This window comes from Mesorhizobium sp. M0047 (genome assembly GCF_040323315.1).
Lineage (GTDB): Bacteria > Pseudomonadota > Alphaproteobacteria > Rhizobiales > Rhizobiaceae > Mesorhizobium.
The window spans coordinates 50,618-68,741 of record NZ_JAMYUW010000011.1 but is presented as its reverse complement, the minus strand read 5'-3'; the positions used below and the strand labels follow the sequence as shown (position 1 = coordinate 68,741).

The window sequence follows — 18,124 nt, the reverse complement described above, 5'->3', positions numbered from 1 at the left end:
TCTTACCCTCCTCACAAGGGGGAGGGTGAAATGGGTCACGCCACAATGACGATGATCGAAATCACTCCAAACAGCGCAATCAGCAGATAGTCGGCGACGCGATAGAGTTTCAGCGCCTGCCTTATATCGGCGCTGTCGGCTTCGCGGCGGCCGCCTCCGCCCATGAAGACGTCGTCGACCAGGACGCCGCCGTAGCTGCGCGGCCCGGCGAGTGCCAGGCCGAGCGCGCCAGCCATCGCCGCTTCCGGCCAGCCGGCATTCGGCGAGCGGTGCTTCTTCGCGTCGCGCCACACCGTGTGCCAGGCATTGCGCGGGTCGGCGTCTCTGACCAGGAAAGCCGCCAACACGATCAGCAGCGCCGTCAGCCGTGACGCCGGCAAATTGATCCAATCGTCGAAGCGTGCCGCCGCCCAGCCGAACGCCTCATGGCGCGGGGTACGGTGACCGATCATCGAATCGGCGGTGTTGGCGGCCTTGTAGGCGGCGCCGCCGGCGAGGCCGCCGAGACCGGTCCAGAAGGCGGGAGCAACGATGCCATCGGAAAAATTCTCGGCCAGGCTCTCGATCGCAGCGCGGCTGACACCGGCCCGGTCCAGCGTCTCGGGATCGCGGCCAACGATGCGCGAGACGGCCACGCGGCCCAGGGCGAGGCCGCCAGTGTCGAGCGCGTCCGCCACCGCCTCGACATGTTCGTAAAGGCTTTTCTGCGACAGGAGCGAGGTTGCCAGAAGGGCCGTGATGATGAGTCCCATGGGAACGAACCAGAGCAGGATCTGCACGCCGAGGCCGATCAGCGCCGGCACGAGCACGATGACCAGCAGCGCCTGGACACCGCGCTTGCGACGCAACGCGTCGGGATCAGTGGCGTGGTTGAGCCAGCGGTCGAGAAAGGATATCAGCCTGCCGAACCACGTCACCGGATGGCCGATGGCGCGAAACAGCCAGTCGGGGTAACCGAGGGCAAATTCGACGGCCAATGACAGGAAAGCGATCAGGACTGACATGAAGCTTCTTGAAGGAGCGGTGGACCATGGTGGAAGTCTTGGCCGGGCGAGGGCGCTTTTCCCCAACGCTTCGCAGCCTTTCGTCGACCTCTCGACCGGTATCAATCCGCACTCCTACCCGCTTTTCGACCTGCCCGCCACCACCCTGTCGCGGTTGCCGGAATCAGGGCGTGCGCGCGACCTGATAGAGATCGCGGCCAATACCTATGGCGCGCCGTCACCGGCCAACGTCGCGGCGGCACCGGGCACGCAGATCCTGTTGCCGCGCGTGGCGTCGCTGATCGCGCCCGGCAAGGCGCTGGTGCTGGGGCCGACCTATGCCGAACATGCCCGTGCTGCGGCGATTGCCGGACACGAGGTGGCCGAGGTCAGCAATTTCGAAGGGCTGGCGGACGCCGACCTTGCCATCATCGTCAATCCGAACAATCCGGATGGACGCATCATCGAGCGGGATCGTTTGCTGGCGCTGGCCGCCGGACTGCGCGCCAAGGGCGGGCTGCTGGTCGTCGACGAGGCGTTCATGGATGTCGGCCCGCGTGAACATAGCCTTGCCGGCGATGTCGAGAGTGGCGGCATCGTCGTCCTGCGTTCGTTCGGCAAGTTCTTCGGCCTGGCCGGGCTGCGGCTCGGCTTTGCACTTTCAGATGCGGTGACGGTCGAACGGCTCGAAACGCAATTCGGGCCATGGGCCGTAGCCGGTCCGGCGCTTGAATACGGCATCCGCGCGCTTGCCGATATCGGCTGGCAGGACGCGATGCGGACATCCCTTGCGGAAGCATCGGCGCGGCTCGATACGCTGTTCGGCCGCTTCGGTATTCCCGTCGCGGGCGGTACGACCTTGTTTCGCTATCTCCGCCTGGCCGATGCCGAAGGCCTGTTTGCAGCCCTTGGCGAGCGCGGCATCCTGCTTCGGCATTTTGCCGACCGGCCGCATGTCCTGCGCGCCGGCCTGCCCGGGAGTCAGGATGAATGGCAGCGGCTTGAATCCGCTCTTGCCGAATGGGCGGCGCGGCGCGAGGATCGATCAAAGGGTTCAAAACAATGATCCATGTCTGCTCGTTGGCAAAGATCGAGGAAACGGTGGCAAGGACCGGTGCCGAGCGCATGCTGTCGCTGCTTGCCGCTGGAACGGAGGTGGTACGTCCCGCCTCGATATCGAGTGAAAACCATCTGCACCTGGTCATGCATGACATTGCTGTGGCGCAGGACGGCATGACCATGCCGGGCGAGGATCATGTCCGCAACCTGCTCGATTTCGCGCGCCGGTGGGACAGGGCAAGGCCGATGGTCGTGCATTGCTATGCCGGCATCAGCCGCTCGACCGCCTCGGCCTATATCATCGCTGCAGCACTGGCGCCGAAACGCGATGAGGCCGAACTGGCTCAAACGCTGCGAGCGCTGTCACCATCGGCGACACCCAATCCGCGACTGATTGCGGTGGCCGACACGCTGCTCGATCGCAACGGCCGCATGGTCGAGGCGATCGAGGCGATCGGGCGCGGCGCCGACGCCTTCGAAGGCACGCCTTTCGCGCTCAAGATAGACGGCTAGCTATTTCAGCCAGTCGACGAGTTTCGCCTTTCGCACATCCCGCAGCAGGCTGATGAAGCCATCGGCCTGATATTCTGCCGTCAGCCGGCCTTTCTCCGCTGTCGCAATGCTGGCGTCGCCGACCACGCAATTCGGGTTGAGATCGCCAGCCATCCAGGCAAAGGCGTGGGTGCCGGTGTGGCGCAGCAGCGAGAATTCCTTTTCGGCCTTGGCGACATTGGAAACGAAATTGTCGGCCTTGCCCATGTCGACAAGGTCCGGCCGGAAATGCAGCATCAGCGAGGTCTCGACATCGCCGCCATGGATGCCGTGACGGTCCTCGAGCTCGGTGTACATGCCGGCCGGGCGGCCAAAACGCTGCCAGCTGGTCTTCACCGCCAGCATTTTTTCGCGCACGCGCAATTCGCGCGTGACGATGCCCATGATCTCCTCGTTGCCACCGTGCGAATTGACGACGACCAGTTTTCGCACGCCGGCGCGCGCGATCGACAGGCCTAGCTCGGTCCAAGCTTCGATCAGCGTGGTTGCCGGCAAGGTGAGTGTGCCCGGCGCGTGCAAATGCTCGTTCGACTTGCCCACCGCCTGGACCGGCAGGATGCGGATGTCGAGATCATCGGGCAGGCGCGAGATGACCGTGTCCAGCATGCCGTTCATGATCGAGGTGTCAGTCGAAACAGGCAGGTGCGGCCCATGCTGCTCGATCGCCGCCAGCGGCAGCACGGCGATCGTAGCCTCCGGATCGATCGAGGCGTATTCGGTGGTCCGGTAATCGCCCCACCAGACGCGTTTCTTCGCAACCGTCATGTCATGCCTCTTCGATCAACGAGCCAGACCTAGCGCGGGAAGGACGGCCTGTCGATCACCCAGCCGCGATCGCCTCGACCTCGACCTTGAATTCGGGCCGCGCGAATCCGGAGACGATCATCAGCGTCGATGCCGGGGCGGGGCTGGAGAACAGGCGGTCGCGGACGTCCATGTAAGGCCGCAGATGCGCGCGGTCGGTAACATAGGCGTTGATGCGCACGATATCCCCGAGGGCCAGCCCGGCCTCGCCGAGCACCGCGGCGATGTTGCGGAAACAGAGCTCGGCTTGTGCCCCCGCGTCTTCCGGGATCTCGTCGTCCGCCGTAATGGCAACCTGGCCCGAGCACAGTACCAGCCGCTTGCCGGCCGGCACTTCGACGCCATGGCTGTAGCGGGCAAAGGGCGGCTTGATCGACTTCGGGGTGAGGAATTTGAACATGGCAATCTCCTGGATGCCGCCAGCCTAAGGCCTGACCCGTCACGCCTTCAAGATGGCGGTGCATGTTGCCGGTGCGATTGTGGACAGGCGTTCAAAAAATAGGCACGATGCCTCTAGTGCAGCACGACCTTGTCCGGCTTTCGCAGATGGCTGTGGTGCAAGCGGGCGGTCCCGGCGCAAGGCGCTGGTGGCATATGTCTTGCTTCTTGAATCTTTGGTGTCGAGCCTGGCGCGTGGCGCGCCGGTGCAAACAGAGGGTGGTGGTGTCGATGTACGGAAAACAGAAGATTTCGGCGGCGGTGGTGGCGCTGCTTGCAGCCGGCACGCTGAGTGCCGCTGCGAATGAGAAAGTCACCTTCGGCACCAACTGGTTGGCCGAGCCGGAACATGGCGGATATTACCAGTCCGTGGCCGATGGCACCTACGCTGCCTGCGGCCTCGATGTCACCATCATGCAGGGCGGCCCGCAGGTCAGCGGTCGGCCGATGCTGCTTGCCGGCAAGATCGATTTCTACATGGGCGGCAATCTCCTGTCGGCTTTCGATGCCGTCCAGCAAGGTATTCCGATGCGCGTGGTGGCGGCGGACTTCCAGAAGGATCCGCAGGTCATCATGTCCCACCCCGGCGAAGGGCTCGACAAGTGGGAAGACCTGAAGAACGCCGACCAATATATATTGGGCGACGAGGGCGTGCAGACCTTCTTCCAATGGATGGTCATCGAACTCGGTTTCGACGCCTCCAAGCGCGCGCCCTACACCTACAACACCGCTCCTTTCCTCGCCGACAAGAAGTCGATCCAGCAGGGCTACGTCACCTCCGAGCCGTTCGCGGTAAAGAAGGAAGGCGGCTTCGTGCCGAACCAGTTCCTGCTGGCCGACTATGGCTGGGACACCTACGCGACGACGATCGAGGTGATGCAGGACACGATCGACAAGAAGCCGGAGGTGGTCCAGTGCTTCGTCGATGGCTCGGCCAAGGGCTGGTACAAATATCTCTACGGCGACAACAAGGCCGCCAACGACCTGATCAAGAAGGATAATCCCGACATGAACGACGAGCAGATCGCGTTCTCGATCGATCAGATGAAGAAGTTCGGCCTGGCCGATTCCGGCGACACGGAAAAGCTCGGAATCGGCGCAATGACCGACGCGCGGGTCCAGAGCTTCTACGACAAGATGGTCAAGGCCAAGGTCACGCCAGCCGGCATCGACATCAAGAAGGCCTACACGCTGACCTTCGTCAACAAGGGCGTCGGGCTCGAGCTGAAGAAGTAGGCCGTCCCGGCATGATGCAGGAAAAAGTGGCGCCAGCGCCGTCTGCGTCGGGCACGTCCTCGACGCTTCTGGCGCTGCGTGGCGTCGGCAAGGTTTTTTCCAACGGTGTGACGGCGCTGAGCGATGTCGACCTGACGATCCGGGAAGGCGATTTCCTCAGCCTGCTCGGACCGTCGGGTTGCGGCAAGTCGACAGCGCTGCGGCTGATCGCCGGCCTGTCGACGCCGACCTCCGGCGTGCTCGACTGGCGCGGCGGCGGCTCGCTTGACCGCTCGAACATCGGCTTCGTCTTCCAGGAGCCGACCCTTTTGCCCTGGGCAAATGTCTTTGACAATGTCTGGCTGCCGCTTCGGCTGAAAGGCATTTCGCGCGCCAAGGCGACACCGGCGATAACGGAAATGCTGGCGCGGGTGCATCTGACCGGTTTCGAAGACGCGGTGCCGCGCGAACTGTCCGGCGGCATGAAGATGCGCGTCTCGATTGCGCGGGCTATGGTGACCAAGCCGCGCGTGCTTTTGATGGACGAGCCGTTCGCGGCACTCGACGAGATCACCCGCTTCAAGCTCAACAATGATCTGCTGGAGCTGTGGCAAGACGAACGCTTCACCGTCGTGTTCGTCACCCACAGCGTCTTCGAAAGCGTCTTTCTCTCCAACCGCGTCGTCATCATGGCGGCGCGGCCGGGCAGGGTGTTCGACGAGCTCGCTATCGAGGCTTCCTATCCTCGCGACCAGGCGTTTCGCACCTCGCCCGACTATGCGGCACAGTGCCGCCAGGCCTCCGATGTGCTGGTCAAGGCCATCAACTCAACAGCAGGCACACACCATGACGGCCATTGACGAGCGGGTGCTCGAACTCGACCCCGAGGAAGCGCGCCGGGTGCGCCAGGAACGCTTCGAGCGGATCGGCCGCTGGGTGCTGCCGCTGGCGATCATGATCCTGGCGATCTGGCTGTGGGACCGCATCTGCGTGTGGAACGAGATTCCGCAGTACATCCTGCCGCGCCCCGGCGTGGTTCTGTGGACGCTCTACAACGATGCCGGCCTGCTGTTTTCCTCCCTGCTGGTCACCTTGCGCATCACCTTCCTCAGCCTGGCTCTGGCCGTCATCGGGGGGGTCGGGCTAGCGGTGCTGTTCGCGCAATCGAAATGGGTCGAGATGTCGTTCTTCCCCTTCGCGATCGTGCTGCAGGTGACGCCGATCGTGGCGATCTTTCCGTTGATCAACATCTATGTGAACGACCAGACGACCAAGCTTCTGCTGTGCGCCTGGATCGTCGCCTTCTTTCCGATCCTGTCCAACACCACGCTTGGCCTCAACTCCGTCGATCGCAATCTGCGCGACATGTTCAAGCTCAACGGCGCGACGCGCTGGCAGCAGTTGCGCTATCTCAGGCTGCCGGCGGCGATGCCTTATTTTCTCGGCGGGTTGAAGATCGCCGGCGGCCTGTCGCTGATCGGCGCCGTCGTGGCCGAATTCGTCGCCGGCACCACCGGCCAGTCGTCGGGGCTTGCCTCGCGTATCATCGAGGCTGGCTACCGGCTCAACGCGCCGCGGCTGTTCGCGGCGCTGTTTTTGATTTCGCTCACCGGCATCCTGATCTTCCTCGTGCTGTCACTGATTTCGCATCTCATTTTGCGGCGCTGGCACGAAAGCGCACTGAAGCAGGAGCGCTAGGATGACTGAAAGGTTGGTGCGAAACACCCCCCTCTGTCCTGCCGGACATCTCCCCCTCAAGACAGAGGGGGGCAAGCCTTGATACCAGCCTCCGGCTCTTATCAGCTCGCCAACGTCCGTGTTCATCAATCACTGACGTCGGGCCTTACTGCAACTTACGATGATGATGGTTTCGCCCTGGCTGACATTACCGTTGCCGACGGCAAAGTCGCCAGCATTGCAGCGCATGGCAAATTGAAGGCACGTGCCGATGCCGTCGACCTTGCCGGCCGCATAGTGCTGCCGTGCTTCATCGACTGCCACACGCATATCGACAAGGGCCATATCTGGCCGCGAATGCCCAATCCCGACGGCACCTTCATGGGTGCGCTGAACGCCACCGGCACCGACCGTGCCGCTCGCTGGAGCGCAGAGGACGTGGCGCGGCGCATGGATTTTTCGCTGCGCTCGGCCTATGCGCATGGCACAAGGGCGCTGCGCACGCATCTCGATAGCGTCGCACCGCAGGAGGAGATCTCCTGGCCGGTGTTCGAGACGATGCGCGAGGCATGGCGCGGCCGTATCGAGTTGCAGGGCGCGTGCCTGATCGGCATCGAGGGCGTGCGCGACAAGAAGTGGTTCGACAGGCTGGCCAAGCGGGTCGCCGCCGCGAAGGGCGTGCTCGGGGTCGTCACCTATATGGTGCCGGACCTCGAAGAGCTGCTTGACCATGTCTTCGCGCAGGCGATCAAGCATGGCCTCGATCTCGATTTCCATGCCGACGAGACCGACGATGTTGCCGCCATATCGCTGAAGAAGATCGCGGAAGCCGCCCTTTGGAACGGCTTCGAGAGCAAGATCCTCATCGGCCATTGCTGTTCGCTGGCGCGCCAGCCGGACCTCGATGTGCTGGACACGCTGGACAAGGTGGCGAAGGCGGGGCTGGCCGTCGTGTCGCTGCCGATGTGCAATCTCTATCTGCAGGACCGGCGCGGCAACGGCACCACGCCGCGCTGGCGTGGCGTGACGCTGCTGCATGAGATGAAGGCGAGGGGCATTCCGGTGGCGGTCGCATCCGACAATACGCGCGACCCGTTCTATGCCTATGGCGATCTCGACATGCTGGAGGTCTACCGCATGGCGACGCGCATCCTGCATTTCGATCATCCGGTCGCCGACTGGCCGCAAGCAATCACCGCGACGCCGGCCAAAGTGATGCGGCTCGACGGCTTCGGTACGCTCGCCGCTGGTGGCGATGCCGATTTCATCGTGTTCAAAGGTCGAAGCTGGACGGAATTGCTGTCGCGGCCCGAATCGGATCGCGTTGTCGTGCGCGGCGGCAGGGCGATCGACCGGCAATTGCCCGACTATGCCGAACTCGACGAACTGATGGTGGAATGATGGACGTTTCGGCGCTCAAACGCGATCTCGAAGGCCTGAAGGTCGACGACAATCCGGCCATCGTCCAGCAGAAGAGCCGCGATTTCTATTGGTATAGCCCGGTGCTGAGGCAGCAGCTCGATCATGTCACCGGCGATTTGATCGTGACGCCGAAGACCGAGGCCGAACTGATCCGCGTGCTTGCGACCTGCCATCGCCATGGCGTGCCGGTAACGCCGCGCGGCAGCGGCACCGGCAATTACGGGCAGGCGATGCCGCTCTCCGGCGGCGTCGTGCTCAACCTTGCCGAAATGAATGAAATCAAGTCGATCGCGCCGGGTCGCGTGGTGACCGGACCGGGAGCCATTCTGGCCGACATCGACAAGGCAACGCGGGCGCATTCCGGCCAGGAGCTTCGGCTGTCGCCGTCCACCTATAACACAGCCTCGATCGGCGGCTTCATCGCCGGCGGTTCGGGTGGCGTCGGTTCGATCAATTTTGGTGGCCTGCGCGATTTCGGCAATGTGCTGCGGCTGCGCGTGGTGACGATGGAAGCGGAGCCGAAAGTGCTCGAACTCACCGGCGAGGACCTGCACAAGGTGACCCATGCCTATGGCACCAACGGCATCATCACCGAAGTCGAGATGCCGCTGACCGCCGCTTACGATTGGGTCGACGTCATCGTTGGCTTCGACGCTTTCATGGATGCGGCCCGCTACGGCAACGCGCTGGCCTGCCAGGACGGCATCCTGACCAAGCTGATCACGCCGATAGCGGCACCCGTGCCGCAGCTCTATTTCAAGCGCCACCAGAAATTCCTTCGGGAAGGGCAGAGCATTTGCGTGGTCATGGTGGCGCGGCACGGGCTCGATGCCTTCCTGGCCTTCACCCGGCGCGCCGGCGGCGAAGTGATCTTTAACGCCGCCACCGTGACGCCGGAGGAGAAAAAGGGCTTGCCGCCGGCCTATGAGCTGGCCTGGAACCACACGACGCTCAGGGCGCTGCGCGTCGACCCTTCGATCACCTATCTGCAATCGCTTTATCCCTTTCCCCACCAGCTGGCGCTGGTCGAAAAGATGGACGCGATGTTTCCGGGCGAGGTTTTTTCGCATCTGGAATTCGTGCGGCTGGACGGCAACATCACCTGCTTCGGCTTGCCATTGGTCAAATTCACCACCGAAGCGCGGCTCGACGAGATCGTGCGCCTGCATGAGGAGAACGGCTGCCCGATCTTCAACCCGCATCGCTACACGTTGGAAGAGGGCGGCATGAAGCAGACGGACGCGGTGCAGCTTGCCTTCAAGCGGGAGACTGATCCGCAAGGGTTGCTCAACCCCGGCAAGATGATCGCCTGGGAGAATCCGGACTACGACTACCGATCGGGTCGGACATTCCTGTTCAAGGGGCTGCAGAGGATGGGATGAGAGGTTCGCGCTTGAGCACCCCCTTCTGTCCTGCCGGACATCTCCCCCGCAAGGGGGGAGATTGGCAGCCTCTCGGTCGCGACCATTCTGCGGCGTTGAAAGTTGGCGAAAGCGATGCGGCGGTCCGATCTCCCCCCTTGCGGGGGAGATGCCCGGCAGGGCAGAGGGGGGTGCCTCGCGCTGACCTGGGGGATATTCCCCTGTGAACATCCTCGTCCTCTACGCCCATCCGGTCGAGACCAGCTTCAATGCCGGCCTGCACCGGATGATCGTGGAGCGGTTGACGGCAGCGGGCCATACCGTCGATGACTGTGACCTCTATGCCGAGGATTTCGATCCTCGGCTGACGCGCCGGGAAAGGCTGGACTATCACAACCAGCGCGGCTCCTCCGATGCGGTGGCTTCCTATGTCGAACGCCTGCTGCGGGCGGATGCGCTGGTGCTTTCCTATCCGGTCTGGAACTACGGCTTTCCGGCGATCCTGAAAGGCTTCTTCGATCGCGTCTTCCTGCCGGGCGTGTCGTTCAAGCTGGTCAACGGCAAGGTGCAGCCGTCGCTGCACAATATCCGTAAGGTTGCAGCGGTGACCACCTATGGCGGCAGCCGGTTCCGCGCCATGCTGATGGGCGATCCGCCCCGCAAATTGATCAAGCGTATGCTGCGCGCCACCGTAAAACCGGGCGCGCCGGTGAGCTATCTCGCTCACTATGCAATGAACCTGTCTACAGACGGCACGCGCAAGGCCTTCGCGGCAAGAGTCGCAGCCAGCATGGACGCCTTCTGATGCGCGCGCTGTTGGTCTACTGCCATCCGGTGCCGGAGAGTTTTTGCGCCGCAATCCGCGATACCGCCGTGGACGTGCTGAAGGCGAGGGGCTGGGAGGTGCGGCTGCTCGACCTCTATGCCGAGAAATTCGACCCGGTGATGACCTGCGACGAGCGGCGCTCCTACAACGACCAGGCGCCGCAGGACCCGGCGCTGAGGCCGCATTTCGAACTGCTCAACTGGGCCGAAGCGATCCTGTTCGTCTATCCGACCTGGTGGTATGGGCTGCCGGCGATGCTGAAGGGCTGGCTCGACCGGGTGTGGGCGACGGATGTCGCCTTCAAGCTGCCTGCTGGCAAGGGACGCATCAAGTCGCTGATGACGCATGTGACCAAGGTCGGCGTCATCACCACCTGCGGCGCGCCGACCTGGTGGAGCGTCGTCGTCGGCCAGCCCGGACGCAAGACCCTTTTGCGCGGCATGCGGGCGCTGTGCGCGACGCGTTGCCGGACATTCTTCCTGGCGCACTATCTGATGGATTCCTCGACGCCACGGTCGCGCGCAGCGTTTCTGGCGAAAGTGCGGGCGAAGCTGGAGCGGTTTTGAGTGGCACGCCTTTCCCTTCTCCCCTTGTGGGACCCCTTGTGGGAGAAGGTGTCGCCGAAGGCGACGGATGAGGGGTGTTCCAGGGAACGCCAACGTCTCACTCCGCTGGAACACCCCTCATCCGTCTCGGCGCTGCACGCCGATCCACCTTCTCCCACAAGGGGAGAAGGACAGGACTGCGTGCTACATCCTCACCCTCTCCGACTTCGGGTCGTACATCGGCTTCAGCGATACTTCCGCCTCAAAACGCTCGCCGGCGATCTCGATTTCGTAGGACGAGCCCAGCACGTCCGCCTCGCTCTCGCCCAGGCACTTGATATAGCCCAGCCCGACGGCGCCGCCGAGATGATGGCCGTAATTGCCTGAGGTGATCGGACCGGCGATCTTGCCGTCGCGCAGGATCGCCTCGTTGTGGAAGAGCAGGGGTTGCGGGTCCTTCAGGCGGAATTGCACCAACCGGCGTGACAGTCCGGCTTCCTTCTTGCGCAGCACGGCATCGCGGCCGATGAAGTCGCCCTTGGCCGTTTTAACCGCGAAGCCGAGGCCGGCTTCCAGCACGTCGTCCTCATCGGTGATGTCATGGCCGAAATGCCGAAAAGCCTTTTCGATGCGGCAGGAATCCAGCGTGTGCAGGCCGCAGAGTTTCAGCCCGACATCGGCTCCTGCCTCTTCGATTGCTTCGAAGATATGGGCTGCCTGGTCGGTCGAGACATAGAGTTCCCAGCCGAGCTCGCCGACATAGGTGACGCGGTGGGCGCGGGCCAGGCCCATGCCGATCTCGATCTCCTGGAACGTACCGAACGGATTGGCTTCGTTGGAGAAATCGTTCGGGCTCACCTTCTGGATCAGCTTTCGCGAGTCCGGCCCCATCAGGCACAGCACGCCTTCGGCTGCCGTCACATCGGTGATGACGACGAATTCGTCGGTGAGGTGTTTTCTCAGCCAGGCGAGATCGCGCTGCAGCGTGGCGCCGGGAACGACCAGAAAGAACGCCGTCTCCGACAGGCGCGAGACGGTGAGGTCGCTCTCGATGCCGCCGCGCTGGTTGAGCATCTGGGTATAGACGATCTTACCCGGCGCGACGTCCATGTCGTTGGCGGATAGTTTTTGCAGGAAGGCACAGGCGTCACGGCCCTCGACGCGGATCTTGCCGAACGAGGTCATGTCGAACAGGCCGACCTTGTTCCTGACCGCCAGATGTTCTTCGCGCTGGTTGTCGAACCAGTTCTGCCGCTTCCAGGAATAGCGGTATTCGCGCTCCTGGCCCTCGCGAGCGAACCAGTTTGCGCGCTCCCAGCCGGCGACTTCGCCGAAGACAGCGCCGCGCGCCTTCAGATGCTCATGCAGGGGCGAGCGGCGGACATTCCTCGATGTCGCCATCTGGCGATAAGGGAAATGGTCGGCATAGAGCAAGCCGAGCGTTTCGGAGACCCGCTCCTTGAGATACCGGCGGTTCTTCTGGAACGGCTGGGCGCGGCGGATATCGACTTCCCAAAGGTCGAAAGGCGCTTCGCCATCGTTGATCCACTGCGCCAGCGCCATGCCGGCGCCGCCGGAGGAGACGATGCCGATCGAATTATAGCCGGTCGCCATCCAGTAGCCGGACAATTCTGGTGCCTCGCCAAGATAATAGCGGTCGTCCGGCGTGAAACTCTCGGGCCCGTTGAAGAAGGTGTGGATGCCGGCGGTCGCCAGCATCGGCATGCGGTTGACGCCCATTTCGAGGATCGGCTCGAAATGGTCCATATCCTCGGGCAGTTGGTCGAAGCAGAAATCCTCGCGGATGCCGTCCATGCCCCAGGGCTTGGCCACCGGCTCGAAGGCGCCCAGCATCATCTTGCCAGCGTCCTCCTTGTAGTAGGCGCATTCGTCGGGCACGCGCAGCACCGGCAGCCGGCCGAGGCCGGGGATCGGCTCTGTGACGAGATAAAAATGCTCGCAGGCATGCAGCGGGATGGTGACGCCGTTCTGCGCGCCAAGCTCGCGCGCCCACATGCCGGCGCAGTTGACGACGATTTCGGCTTCGATGGTGCCTTGGTCTTCGCCCTGTGCCCAGGACACGCCGGTGACGCGACCAGCCCTGGTGTGGATCTTGGTGACCTTCACATTCTCGACGATTGTGGCGCCGCGCTGGCGCGCGCCCTTGGCCAGCGCCATGGCGATGTTGGCGGGGTCGCACTGGCCGTCGAGCGGCAGATGCACGGCGCCGACGACATCGGACACATTGAGATGAGGGTACATCTCTTTGACTTCATTGGGCGAAATCTCGCGGACATCGACATCGAAGGCGCGGGCGAGAGAGGCTTGTCGATAAATCTCGTGCTTGCGCTCCTCGGTCAGCGCCACGGTGATCGAGCCAACCTGGCGCATGCCGGTGCCGACCTCGGTCTCGGCTTCCAGCTTGACGTAGAGGTCGGCGGAATATTTCGCCAGCCGCGTCATGTTCTGCGAACCGCGCAACTGGCCGATCAGGCCGGCGGCATGCCATGTCGTGCCCGACGTCAGCTGCTTGCGTTCCAGGAGCACGATGTCGGTCCAGCCGAGCTTGGCAAGGTGATAGGCGACCGAACAGCCGGAGACGCCGCCGCCGATGATGACGGCTCTTGCTTTGGCGGGAACTGCCTTGGCGGTCATGCGGCCTCGCGACGGTAGCTGGAGGCAAAGCGGCGCAGCCGGAGCGCTGCTTCCTGCAGCACGGGTTCGGGCTGGCAGAGGCTGATGCGAATATGGCCGGCTGCGGCTTCGCCGAAGCTGGAGCCGGGCATCACGGCGACATTTTCCTTGTCGAGCAGAGCCCAGGCGAATTTCTCGTCGTCGGGTTCGAACGCACTGATGTCGAGCATGACAAACATGCCGCCCTCGGAACCGCGCACGTTGACATTGTTCATGCCGCGCACGGCGTCGAGCAGGACGGTACGGCGCGCCGCATAGCGCTCGGCGATCTCCTTGACGCCATAGCGGTTCTCCAGCGCCTCGGCGCAGGCGATCGAGATGAAGGCCGGCAAGCCGTAAGTCGTCACCAGATTGAGATTGGTGAGCAGTGTGATCATCGCCTCCGGGCCTGTCAGCCAGCCCATGCGCCAGCCGGTCATGCCGTGGCTCTTCGACATCGAATTGATGACCAGCGTGCGCTCGGCCATCCCGGGCAGCGAGCGCGGCGAGACGTGCTCGCCGCCGCCCAGTGTCCAGTAGACCTCGTCGGATAGCAGCCAGAGGTCATGCTCCCTGCAGACCTCGGCGAGTTGTTCGAGGCGCTCTCGCGAATAGACCGCACCGGTCGGGTTGTTCGGCGTGTTGATCAGGATGGCGCGCGTGTTCGGCCGGAGTGCCGCCCGGATCATGTCGGCACGCGGTTGAAAGCCGTCCTCAGCGGGCGTCTCGACGACGGTGAAATCGGCGCCTGCAGCGCTGAACGTGTTTGGATAGGTGGCGTAGTAGGGCGCCACGACGATGGCGTGGTCACCCTGGTCGAGCACGGCCTGGATGGCCGCGTAGAGCGCTGCCTGGCCGCCGGGCGTGGCGATGACCTGATCTGGTGTCGTCTCGACGCCGGTGCAGGCGCTCGAGGCCGCCGCCATCGCCTTGCGCAGGCGCGGCAAGCCGGGAAGTGGGGTGTAGTGGTGGTTGCTGCCGCGAACCGCTGTCACGCAGGCTTCGATCGTTTGCGAAGGCGTGTCGAAATCATGGTCGCCGACCGACAGCATGATGATGTCTTCGCCAGCCTCCTTGCGGGCCCAGGCGGCTGAATGGACTTCCCAGCCGTCCTTGCCCGAAGGCACGATGCCGGAGATGCGCGATGATGGCTTAGGCATGAAAAACTCCCGAAATTTCGTAGCCGGCCTGTTCGAGCCGGTCGCGCAGAGCAGCGATATGCGGCGGTCCAACCTCGCAGCAACCACCGACAATATCCGCGCCGGCCTCGACCCAGCCGATCGCCTGGTCGGCATAGGCATCCGGGCCGAGATCAAGTCGCGCGTGCAGCACATCGACGGTGCCGCCGTGCTTGAGCGCTTCTGTGGAGGTGAAGCCGTTGGCATAGGCGCCGACCGGGCCGCCGAGGTCGATCAATTCAGGCAGTGCCGCGGCAATCGCTTCCGGCCGGCAGCAGTTGAGCAGCCGTGCAGCGACTGCCAAGCCGTCGAGCGCGCTGGCCGCGGCGGTTATTGCCTCGCCGCTGCGCAGCCTTGGTTTGCCGTGGTCGGCCAGCGTCCACGAGACCCATACGGGCTTGCCGCTTTCCGATGCCGCGGTGACGGCCGCGCGCGCCTCCTCTGCGGACGCCATGGTTTCGCACAGGAACAGGTCGACGCCATCCGCTTGCTCGGCAACGATGCGGCGGTAGATGTCGAGCGTCTCCTCGAAGGAAATGGTCAGCGCCGGTGCGTAACTGCCGAAAAGTGGGGACAGGCAGCCGGCGATCGCCGCATCGCCGGCCTCGTCGCGGGCTTGCCTCGCCAATTCGATGCCGCGCTTCTGCAATGGCTTGAAGAGATCCTCAGCGCCCTCACGCGCCAGGCGTTCGGGTGTCGCTGAATAGGTGTTGATGGTAATGACGCGAGCGCCGGCACGGATGAATTCCGCGTGCAGGTCGCGCACCAGATCCGGTTCGTCGATCAACACCCTGGCCGACCATAGCGGTGTCGGCTCGGACTTGCTGCGGCGGACCAGTTCCTGTCCCATGCCGCCATCGGTGAGAATGATCCTCTTCATGCGCGCAGCCTCTCGTTCTTCGGATCCCATAGCGGTTCGTCTTTCTGGACGACCGCCTGGAAACGGTCGCCGAAGATTTCGATCTCGACAGCGGTGCCGGGTTCGGTCAGATCGGCGCGCAGCATCCCGAGTGCGATCGACTTGTCGATGCGATGACCCCAGCCGCCCGACGTCGTCTCACCAACGATCCGGCCGTCATGCCACAGCGTCGACATGTAGGGAGCGTCGCAGTCGCCGGGATTTTCGACGACCAGCGTGACGAAACGCTTCTTCACACCCTGTTGTTTTTCGTTCAGCAACGCCGACTTGCCGCGGAACTCGGGCTTATCCCATTTGACGAAGCGCTCGAGCCCGCCTTGCAGGATCGAATAGTCGGTCGAAAGGTTGCCCTTCCAGGTGCGGTAGCCTTTTTCAAGCCTGAGCGAATCCAGCGCAAACATGCCGAACGGCTTCAGCCCATGCTGCTGTCCGGCCGCGCAGATGGCATCGAAGATGGCAGCGGTGTCGTCGACCCGTGTGTGGATCTCCCAGCCGAGTTCGCCGGCGAAGGAGACACGCACAAGCTTCGCCCAGCGGCCGGCGATCTTGGTCTCCTGATGCGTCAGCCATGGCAGAGAGAGGTCGGCTTCGCAGACATCGGCGAGGATTTTTCGCGAGTTGGGGCCGGCCAGGATCTGTGTCGAGAATTCCTCGGTCCGGTCGATCAACTTGAATGGCGCATCCTTGGGCATGCGCGACTTCAGCCATTCGAAATCATGCCATTGCGCGACCGCCGCGGTGATCAGCGTCATCAAATTCTCATCGTGACGCACGACGGACATTTCGGTGACGATGCGGCCCTTGTCGTCGGCGAAGTAGACGAGGCCGATGCGGCCGGGTTTCGGCACCAGCCCGGTAACCTGCAGGCTCAGCCATTCGGCGGCGCCCGGGCCGTCGAGATTGAAACGCGAGAATCCCGGCAGGTCGAGGATGCCGGCTGCGTCGCGCACCGCCAGGCATTCTTCGCGCACGCGATGCTGCCATGGTCCGTCGCGGCGGAAGGTCAGTGTGGCTTCCTCGGAAACATCGTCGCCGTCTTGCGCATACCAGGTGGCGCGCTCCCAGCCATTATAGGCATCGAAGCGGGCGCCGAACGCCTTGATGCGATCGTGGATCGGCGACAGCTTGCGGTCGCGGCCTTCAGGCCAGGCATGGCGCGGAAACTGGATGGCGTATTCGTTGCCATAGATCTCCATGCCCTTGGCGACGCAATAGTCCGGCGCCGAGGCAAAGGACGTGAAGCGGCGCGGGTCGCACGACCACATGTCCCATTCGGTTTGGCCTTCGGTTAGCCATTCGGCCAGCACCTTGCCGGCGCCGCCGCCCTGGGCGATACCGAAGGTGAAGGCGCAGGCCTCGAAGGCATTGGGAACGCCGGGCATCGGCCCGATCAGCGGATTGCCGTCCGGCGTGTAGGGGATCGGCCCGTTGATGACCTTGGACAGGCCGGCCGTGCCCAGGATCGGCACGCGGGCGACGGCGTCGGCCAGATAGTGCTCCAGCCGGTCGAGATCGTCGGGGAACAGCTGGAAGGAAAAATCCTCCGGCATCGGATCGTTATGGGTCGCCCAATGCGCGCGGCAATTGCGCTCGTAAGGGCCGAGGTTCATGCCGTTCTTTTCCTGGCGCAAATAGTAGGAGGTGTCGACGTCGCGCAGCAGCGGCAATTTCTTGCCCTGTTCCTTCGACCACGCCGCCAGTTCCGCAATTTCCTCGAACAATATGTACTGATGGCTCATCACCATCATCGGTACCTCGCGGCCGAACATCTTGCCGACTTCGGCGGCGCGGTAACCGGCAGCATTGACGACGATCTCGCAGCGGATCTCGCCTTGCGCTGTCTCGACCACCCATTCGTCGTTCTCGCGGCGCACGCCTGTGACCGGGCAGAAACGGATGATTTTCGCGCCCATGTCGCGTGCGCCCTTGGCCAGCGCCTGCGTGAGCTGCGCCGGATCGATGTCGCCATCGCTCGGATCGTAGAGCGCGCCCTTCAAATCATGCGTCTCGATGAAGGGATAGCGGCGCTTGATCTCATCGACGCCGACAATGTCGATGTCCATGCCCTGATAGCGGCCCATGCCCTTGGCGCGCTGAAACTCCTGCATACGCTCTTTCGTATGAGCAAGGCGCAGCGAACCGGTAACGTGGTAGTTCATGGGATAGTCGACCGCTTCGGCCAGCCCGCGATAAAGCTCGGTCGAATAGCGCTGCATGTTCATCAGCGACCAGGACGAGGAGAAGGTCGGGACGTTGCCGGCAGCATGCCAGGTCGAGCCGGAGGTCAGCTCGTTCTTTTCCAGAAGCACGCACTCGGTCCAGCCCGCCTTAGCGAGATGATAGAGCGAGGAGGTGCCGACGGCACCGCCTCCGATGATCACCACGCGAGCCGTGCTCGGCAAACCCGCCATGTTCTTCTCCCAAACCTGAAGCGCGTCGCGCTTCTATTTTTGTTTTGATGCATGTCGTTCT

At 63.4% G+C, this 18,124-nt stretch carries 16 protein-coding genes; 9 read left to right on the top strand and 7 right to left on the bottom strand.

The features are described 5' to 3' along the window. Window positions 1-35: 35 nt before the first annotated feature. Window positions 36-1,004 (bottom strand): adenosylcobinamide-phosphate synthase CbiB, encoded by a 969-nt coding sequence (gene cbiB, locus NKJ89_RS13015; RefSeq protein ID WP_352602871.1) that lies wholly within the window; start codon window positions 1,002-1,004, stop codon window positions 36-38. On the opposite strand from cbiB, the gene cobD reads away from it, so the two are divergent. Next, complete coding sequence (gene cobD / locus NKJ89_RS13010; RefSeq protein WP_352602869.1) at window positions 1,003-2,049, top strand: threonine-phosphate decarboxylase CobD; 1,047 nt, start codon at window positions 1,003-1,005, stop codon at window positions 2,047-2,049. The two genes, cbiB and cobD, sit on opposite strands and share 2 nt — an antisense overlap. Further along, a complete protein-coding gene (locus NKJ89_RS13005) occupies window positions 2,046-2,555 on the top strand; it encodes a tyrosine phosphatase family protein (protein WP_352602867.1) in 510 nt (169 codons plus the stop codon). The genes cobD and NKJ89_RS13005 overlap by 4 nt, the downstream gene beginning before the upstream one ends. On the opposite strand, the gene NKJ89_RS13000 is transcribed toward NKJ89_RS13005, so the two are convergent. Next, on the bottom strand, window positions 2,556-3,359 hold the full coding sequence (locus NKJ89_RS13000; protein ID WP_352602865.1) for a creatininase family protein: 804 nt from the start codon (window positions 3,357-3,359) through the stop codon (window positions 2,556-2,558). A gap of 55 nt (window positions 3,360-3,414) precedes the next feature. Then, window positions 3,415-3,798, bottom strand: coding sequence for a RidA family protein (locus NKJ89_RS12995; protein ID WP_023757787.1), 384 nt, complete (start codon window positions 3,796-3,798; stop codon window positions 3,415-3,417). A 269-nt stretch (window positions 3,799-4,067) separates the two neighbouring features. On the opposite strand from NKJ89_RS12995, the gene NKJ89_RS12990 reads away from it, so the two are divergent. The 7 genes from NKJ89_RS12990 (at window position 4,068) to NKJ89_RS12960 (ending at window position 10,903) form a co-directional block, all read left to right on the top strand. Further along, window positions 4,068-5,072 (top strand): ABC transporter substrate-binding protein, encoded by a 1,005-nt coding sequence (locus NKJ89_RS12990; RefSeq protein WP_352602863.1) that lies wholly within the window; start codon window positions 4,068-4,070, stop codon window positions 5,070-5,072. Window positions 5,073-5,083: 11 nt separating this feature from the next. After that, window positions 5,084-5,911 carry an ABC transporter ATP-binding protein gene (locus NKJ89_RS12985; RefSeq protein WP_352602861.1) on the top strand — a complete coding sequence of 276 codons (828 nt, stop codon included), beginning with the start codon at window positions 5,084-5,086 and terminating at the stop codon, window positions 5,909-5,911. After that, on the top strand, window positions 5,898-6,749 hold the full coding sequence (locus NKJ89_RS12980; protein WP_023757784.1) for an ABC transporter permease: 852 nt from the start codon (window positions 5,898-5,900) through the stop codon (window positions 6,747-6,749). Before NKJ89_RS12985 ends, NKJ89_RS12980 begins: the two co-directional genes overlap by 14 nt. 78 nt (window positions 6,750-6,827) lie before the next feature. After that, entirely contained in the window at window positions 6,828-8,129 is a 1,302-nt protein-coding gene (locus NKJ89_RS12975; protein WP_352602859.1) for a cytosine deaminase, read from the top strand. After that, window positions 8,129-9,532 (top strand): FAD-binding oxidoreductase, encoded by a 1,404-nt coding sequence (locus tag NKJ89_RS12970; RefSeq protein WP_352603074.1) that lies wholly within the window; start codon window positions 8,129-8,131, stop codon window positions 9,530-9,532. Before NKJ89_RS12975 ends, NKJ89_RS12970 begins: the two co-directional genes overlap by 1 nt. Window positions 9,533-9,734: 202 nt before the next feature. After that, window positions 9,735-10,316 carry an NAD(P)H-dependent oxidoreductase gene (locus NKJ89_RS12965; RefSeq protein WP_352602857.1) on the top strand — a complete coding sequence of 194 codons (582 nt, stop codon included), beginning with the start codon at window positions 9,735-9,737 and terminating at the stop codon, window positions 10,314-10,316. Further along, window positions 10,316-10,903 carry an NAD(P)H-dependent oxidoreductase gene (locus NKJ89_RS12960; protein WP_023757780.1) on the top strand — a complete coding sequence of 196 codons (588 nt, stop codon included), beginning with the start codon at window positions 10,316-10,318 and terminating at the stop codon, window positions 10,901-10,903. The genes NKJ89_RS12965 and NKJ89_RS12960 overlap by 1 nt, the downstream gene beginning before the upstream one ends. A 183-nt stretch (window positions 10,904-11,086) precedes the next feature. On the opposite strand, the gene NKJ89_RS12955 is transcribed toward NKJ89_RS12960, so the two are convergent. From NKJ89_RS12955 to NKJ89_RS12940, 4 genes are read right to left on the bottom strand one after another with little or no spacing between them, the layout of a single operon-like run. Continuing rightward, entirely contained in the window at window positions 11,087-13,537 is a 2,451-nt protein-coding gene (locus NKJ89_RS12955; RefSeq protein ID WP_352602855.1) for a GcvT family protein, read from the bottom strand. After that, window positions 13,534-14,715, bottom strand: coding sequence for a pyridoxal phosphate-dependent aminotransferase (locus NKJ89_RS12950; protein WP_352602853.1), 1,182 nt, complete (start codon window positions 14,713-14,715; stop codon window positions 13,534-13,536). Before NKJ89_RS12950 ends, NKJ89_RS12955 begins: the two co-directional genes overlap by 4 nt. Further along, window positions 14,708-15,613 carry a homocysteine S-methyltransferase family protein gene (locus tag NKJ89_RS12945; protein WP_352602851.1) on the bottom strand — a complete coding sequence of 302 codons (906 nt, stop codon included), beginning with the start codon at window positions 15,611-15,613 and terminating at the stop codon, window positions 14,708-14,710. Before NKJ89_RS12945 ends, NKJ89_RS12950 begins: the two co-directional genes overlap by 8 nt. Next, window positions 15,610-18,063, bottom strand: a complete 2,454-nt coding sequence (locus NKJ89_RS12940) for a GcvT family protein (protein WP_352602849.1) — start codon at window positions 18,061-18,063, stop codon at window positions 15,610-15,612. Before NKJ89_RS12940 ends, NKJ89_RS12945 begins: the two co-directional genes overlap by 4 nt. Between the last annotated feature and the right edge of the window lie 61 nt (window positions 18,064-18,124).

Coding starts and splice junctions, on each gene's coding strand:
- cbiB (WP_352602871.1), bottom strand. CDS start 1,004: ATGTCAGTCCTGATCGCTTTCCTGTCATTGGCCGTCGAATTTGCCCTC.
- NKJ89_RS12955 (WP_352602855.1), bottom strand. CDS start 13,537: ATGACCGCCAAGGCAGTTCCCGCCAAAGCAAGAGCCGTCATCATCGGC.
- NKJ89_RS12950 (WP_352602853.1), bottom strand. CDS start 14,715: ATGCCTAAGCCATCATCGCGCATCTCCGGCATCGTGCCTTCGGGCAAG.
- cobD (WP_352602869.1), top strand. CDS start 1,003: ATGAAGCTTCTTGAAGGAGCGGTGGACCATGGTGGAAGTCTTGGCCGG.
- NKJ89_RS12990 (WP_352602863.1), top strand. CDS start 4,068: ATGTACGGAAAACAGAAGATTTCGGCGGCGGTGGTGGCGCTGCTTGCA.
- NKJ89_RS12960 (WP_023757780.1), top strand. CDS start 10,316: ATGCGCGCGCTGTTGGTCTACTGCCATCCGGTGCCGGAGAGTTTTTGC.
- NKJ89_RS12985 (WP_352602861.1), top strand. CDS start 5,084: ATGATGCAGGAAAAAGTGGCGCCAGCGCCGTCTGCGTCGGGCACGTCC.
- NKJ89_RS12980 (WP_023757784.1), top strand. CDS start 5,898: ATGACGGCCATTGACGAGCGGGTGCTCGAACTCGACCCCGAGGAAGCG.
- NKJ89_RS12995 (WP_023757787.1), bottom strand. CDS start 3,798: ATGTTCAAATTCCTCACCCCGAAGTCGATCAAGCCGCCCTTTGCCCGC.
- NKJ89_RS12970 (WP_352603074.1), top strand. CDS start 8,129: ATGGACGTTTCGGCGCTCAAACGCGATCTCGAAGGCCTGAAGGTCGAC.
- NKJ89_RS13005 (WP_352602867.1), top strand. CDS start 2,046: ATGATCCATGTCTGCTCGTTGGCAAAGATCGAGGAAACGGTGGCAAGG.
- NKJ89_RS12940 (WP_352602849.1), bottom strand. CDS start 18,063: ATGGCGGGTTTGCCGAGCACGGCTCGCGTGGTGATCATCGGAGGCGGT.
- NKJ89_RS13000 (WP_352602865.1), bottom strand. CDS start 3,359: ATGACGGTTGCGAAGAAACGCGTCTGGTGGGGCGATTACCGGACCACC.
- NKJ89_RS12945 (WP_352602851.1), bottom strand. CDS start 15,613: ATGAAGAGGATCATTCTCACCGATGGCGGCATGGGACAGGAACTGGTC.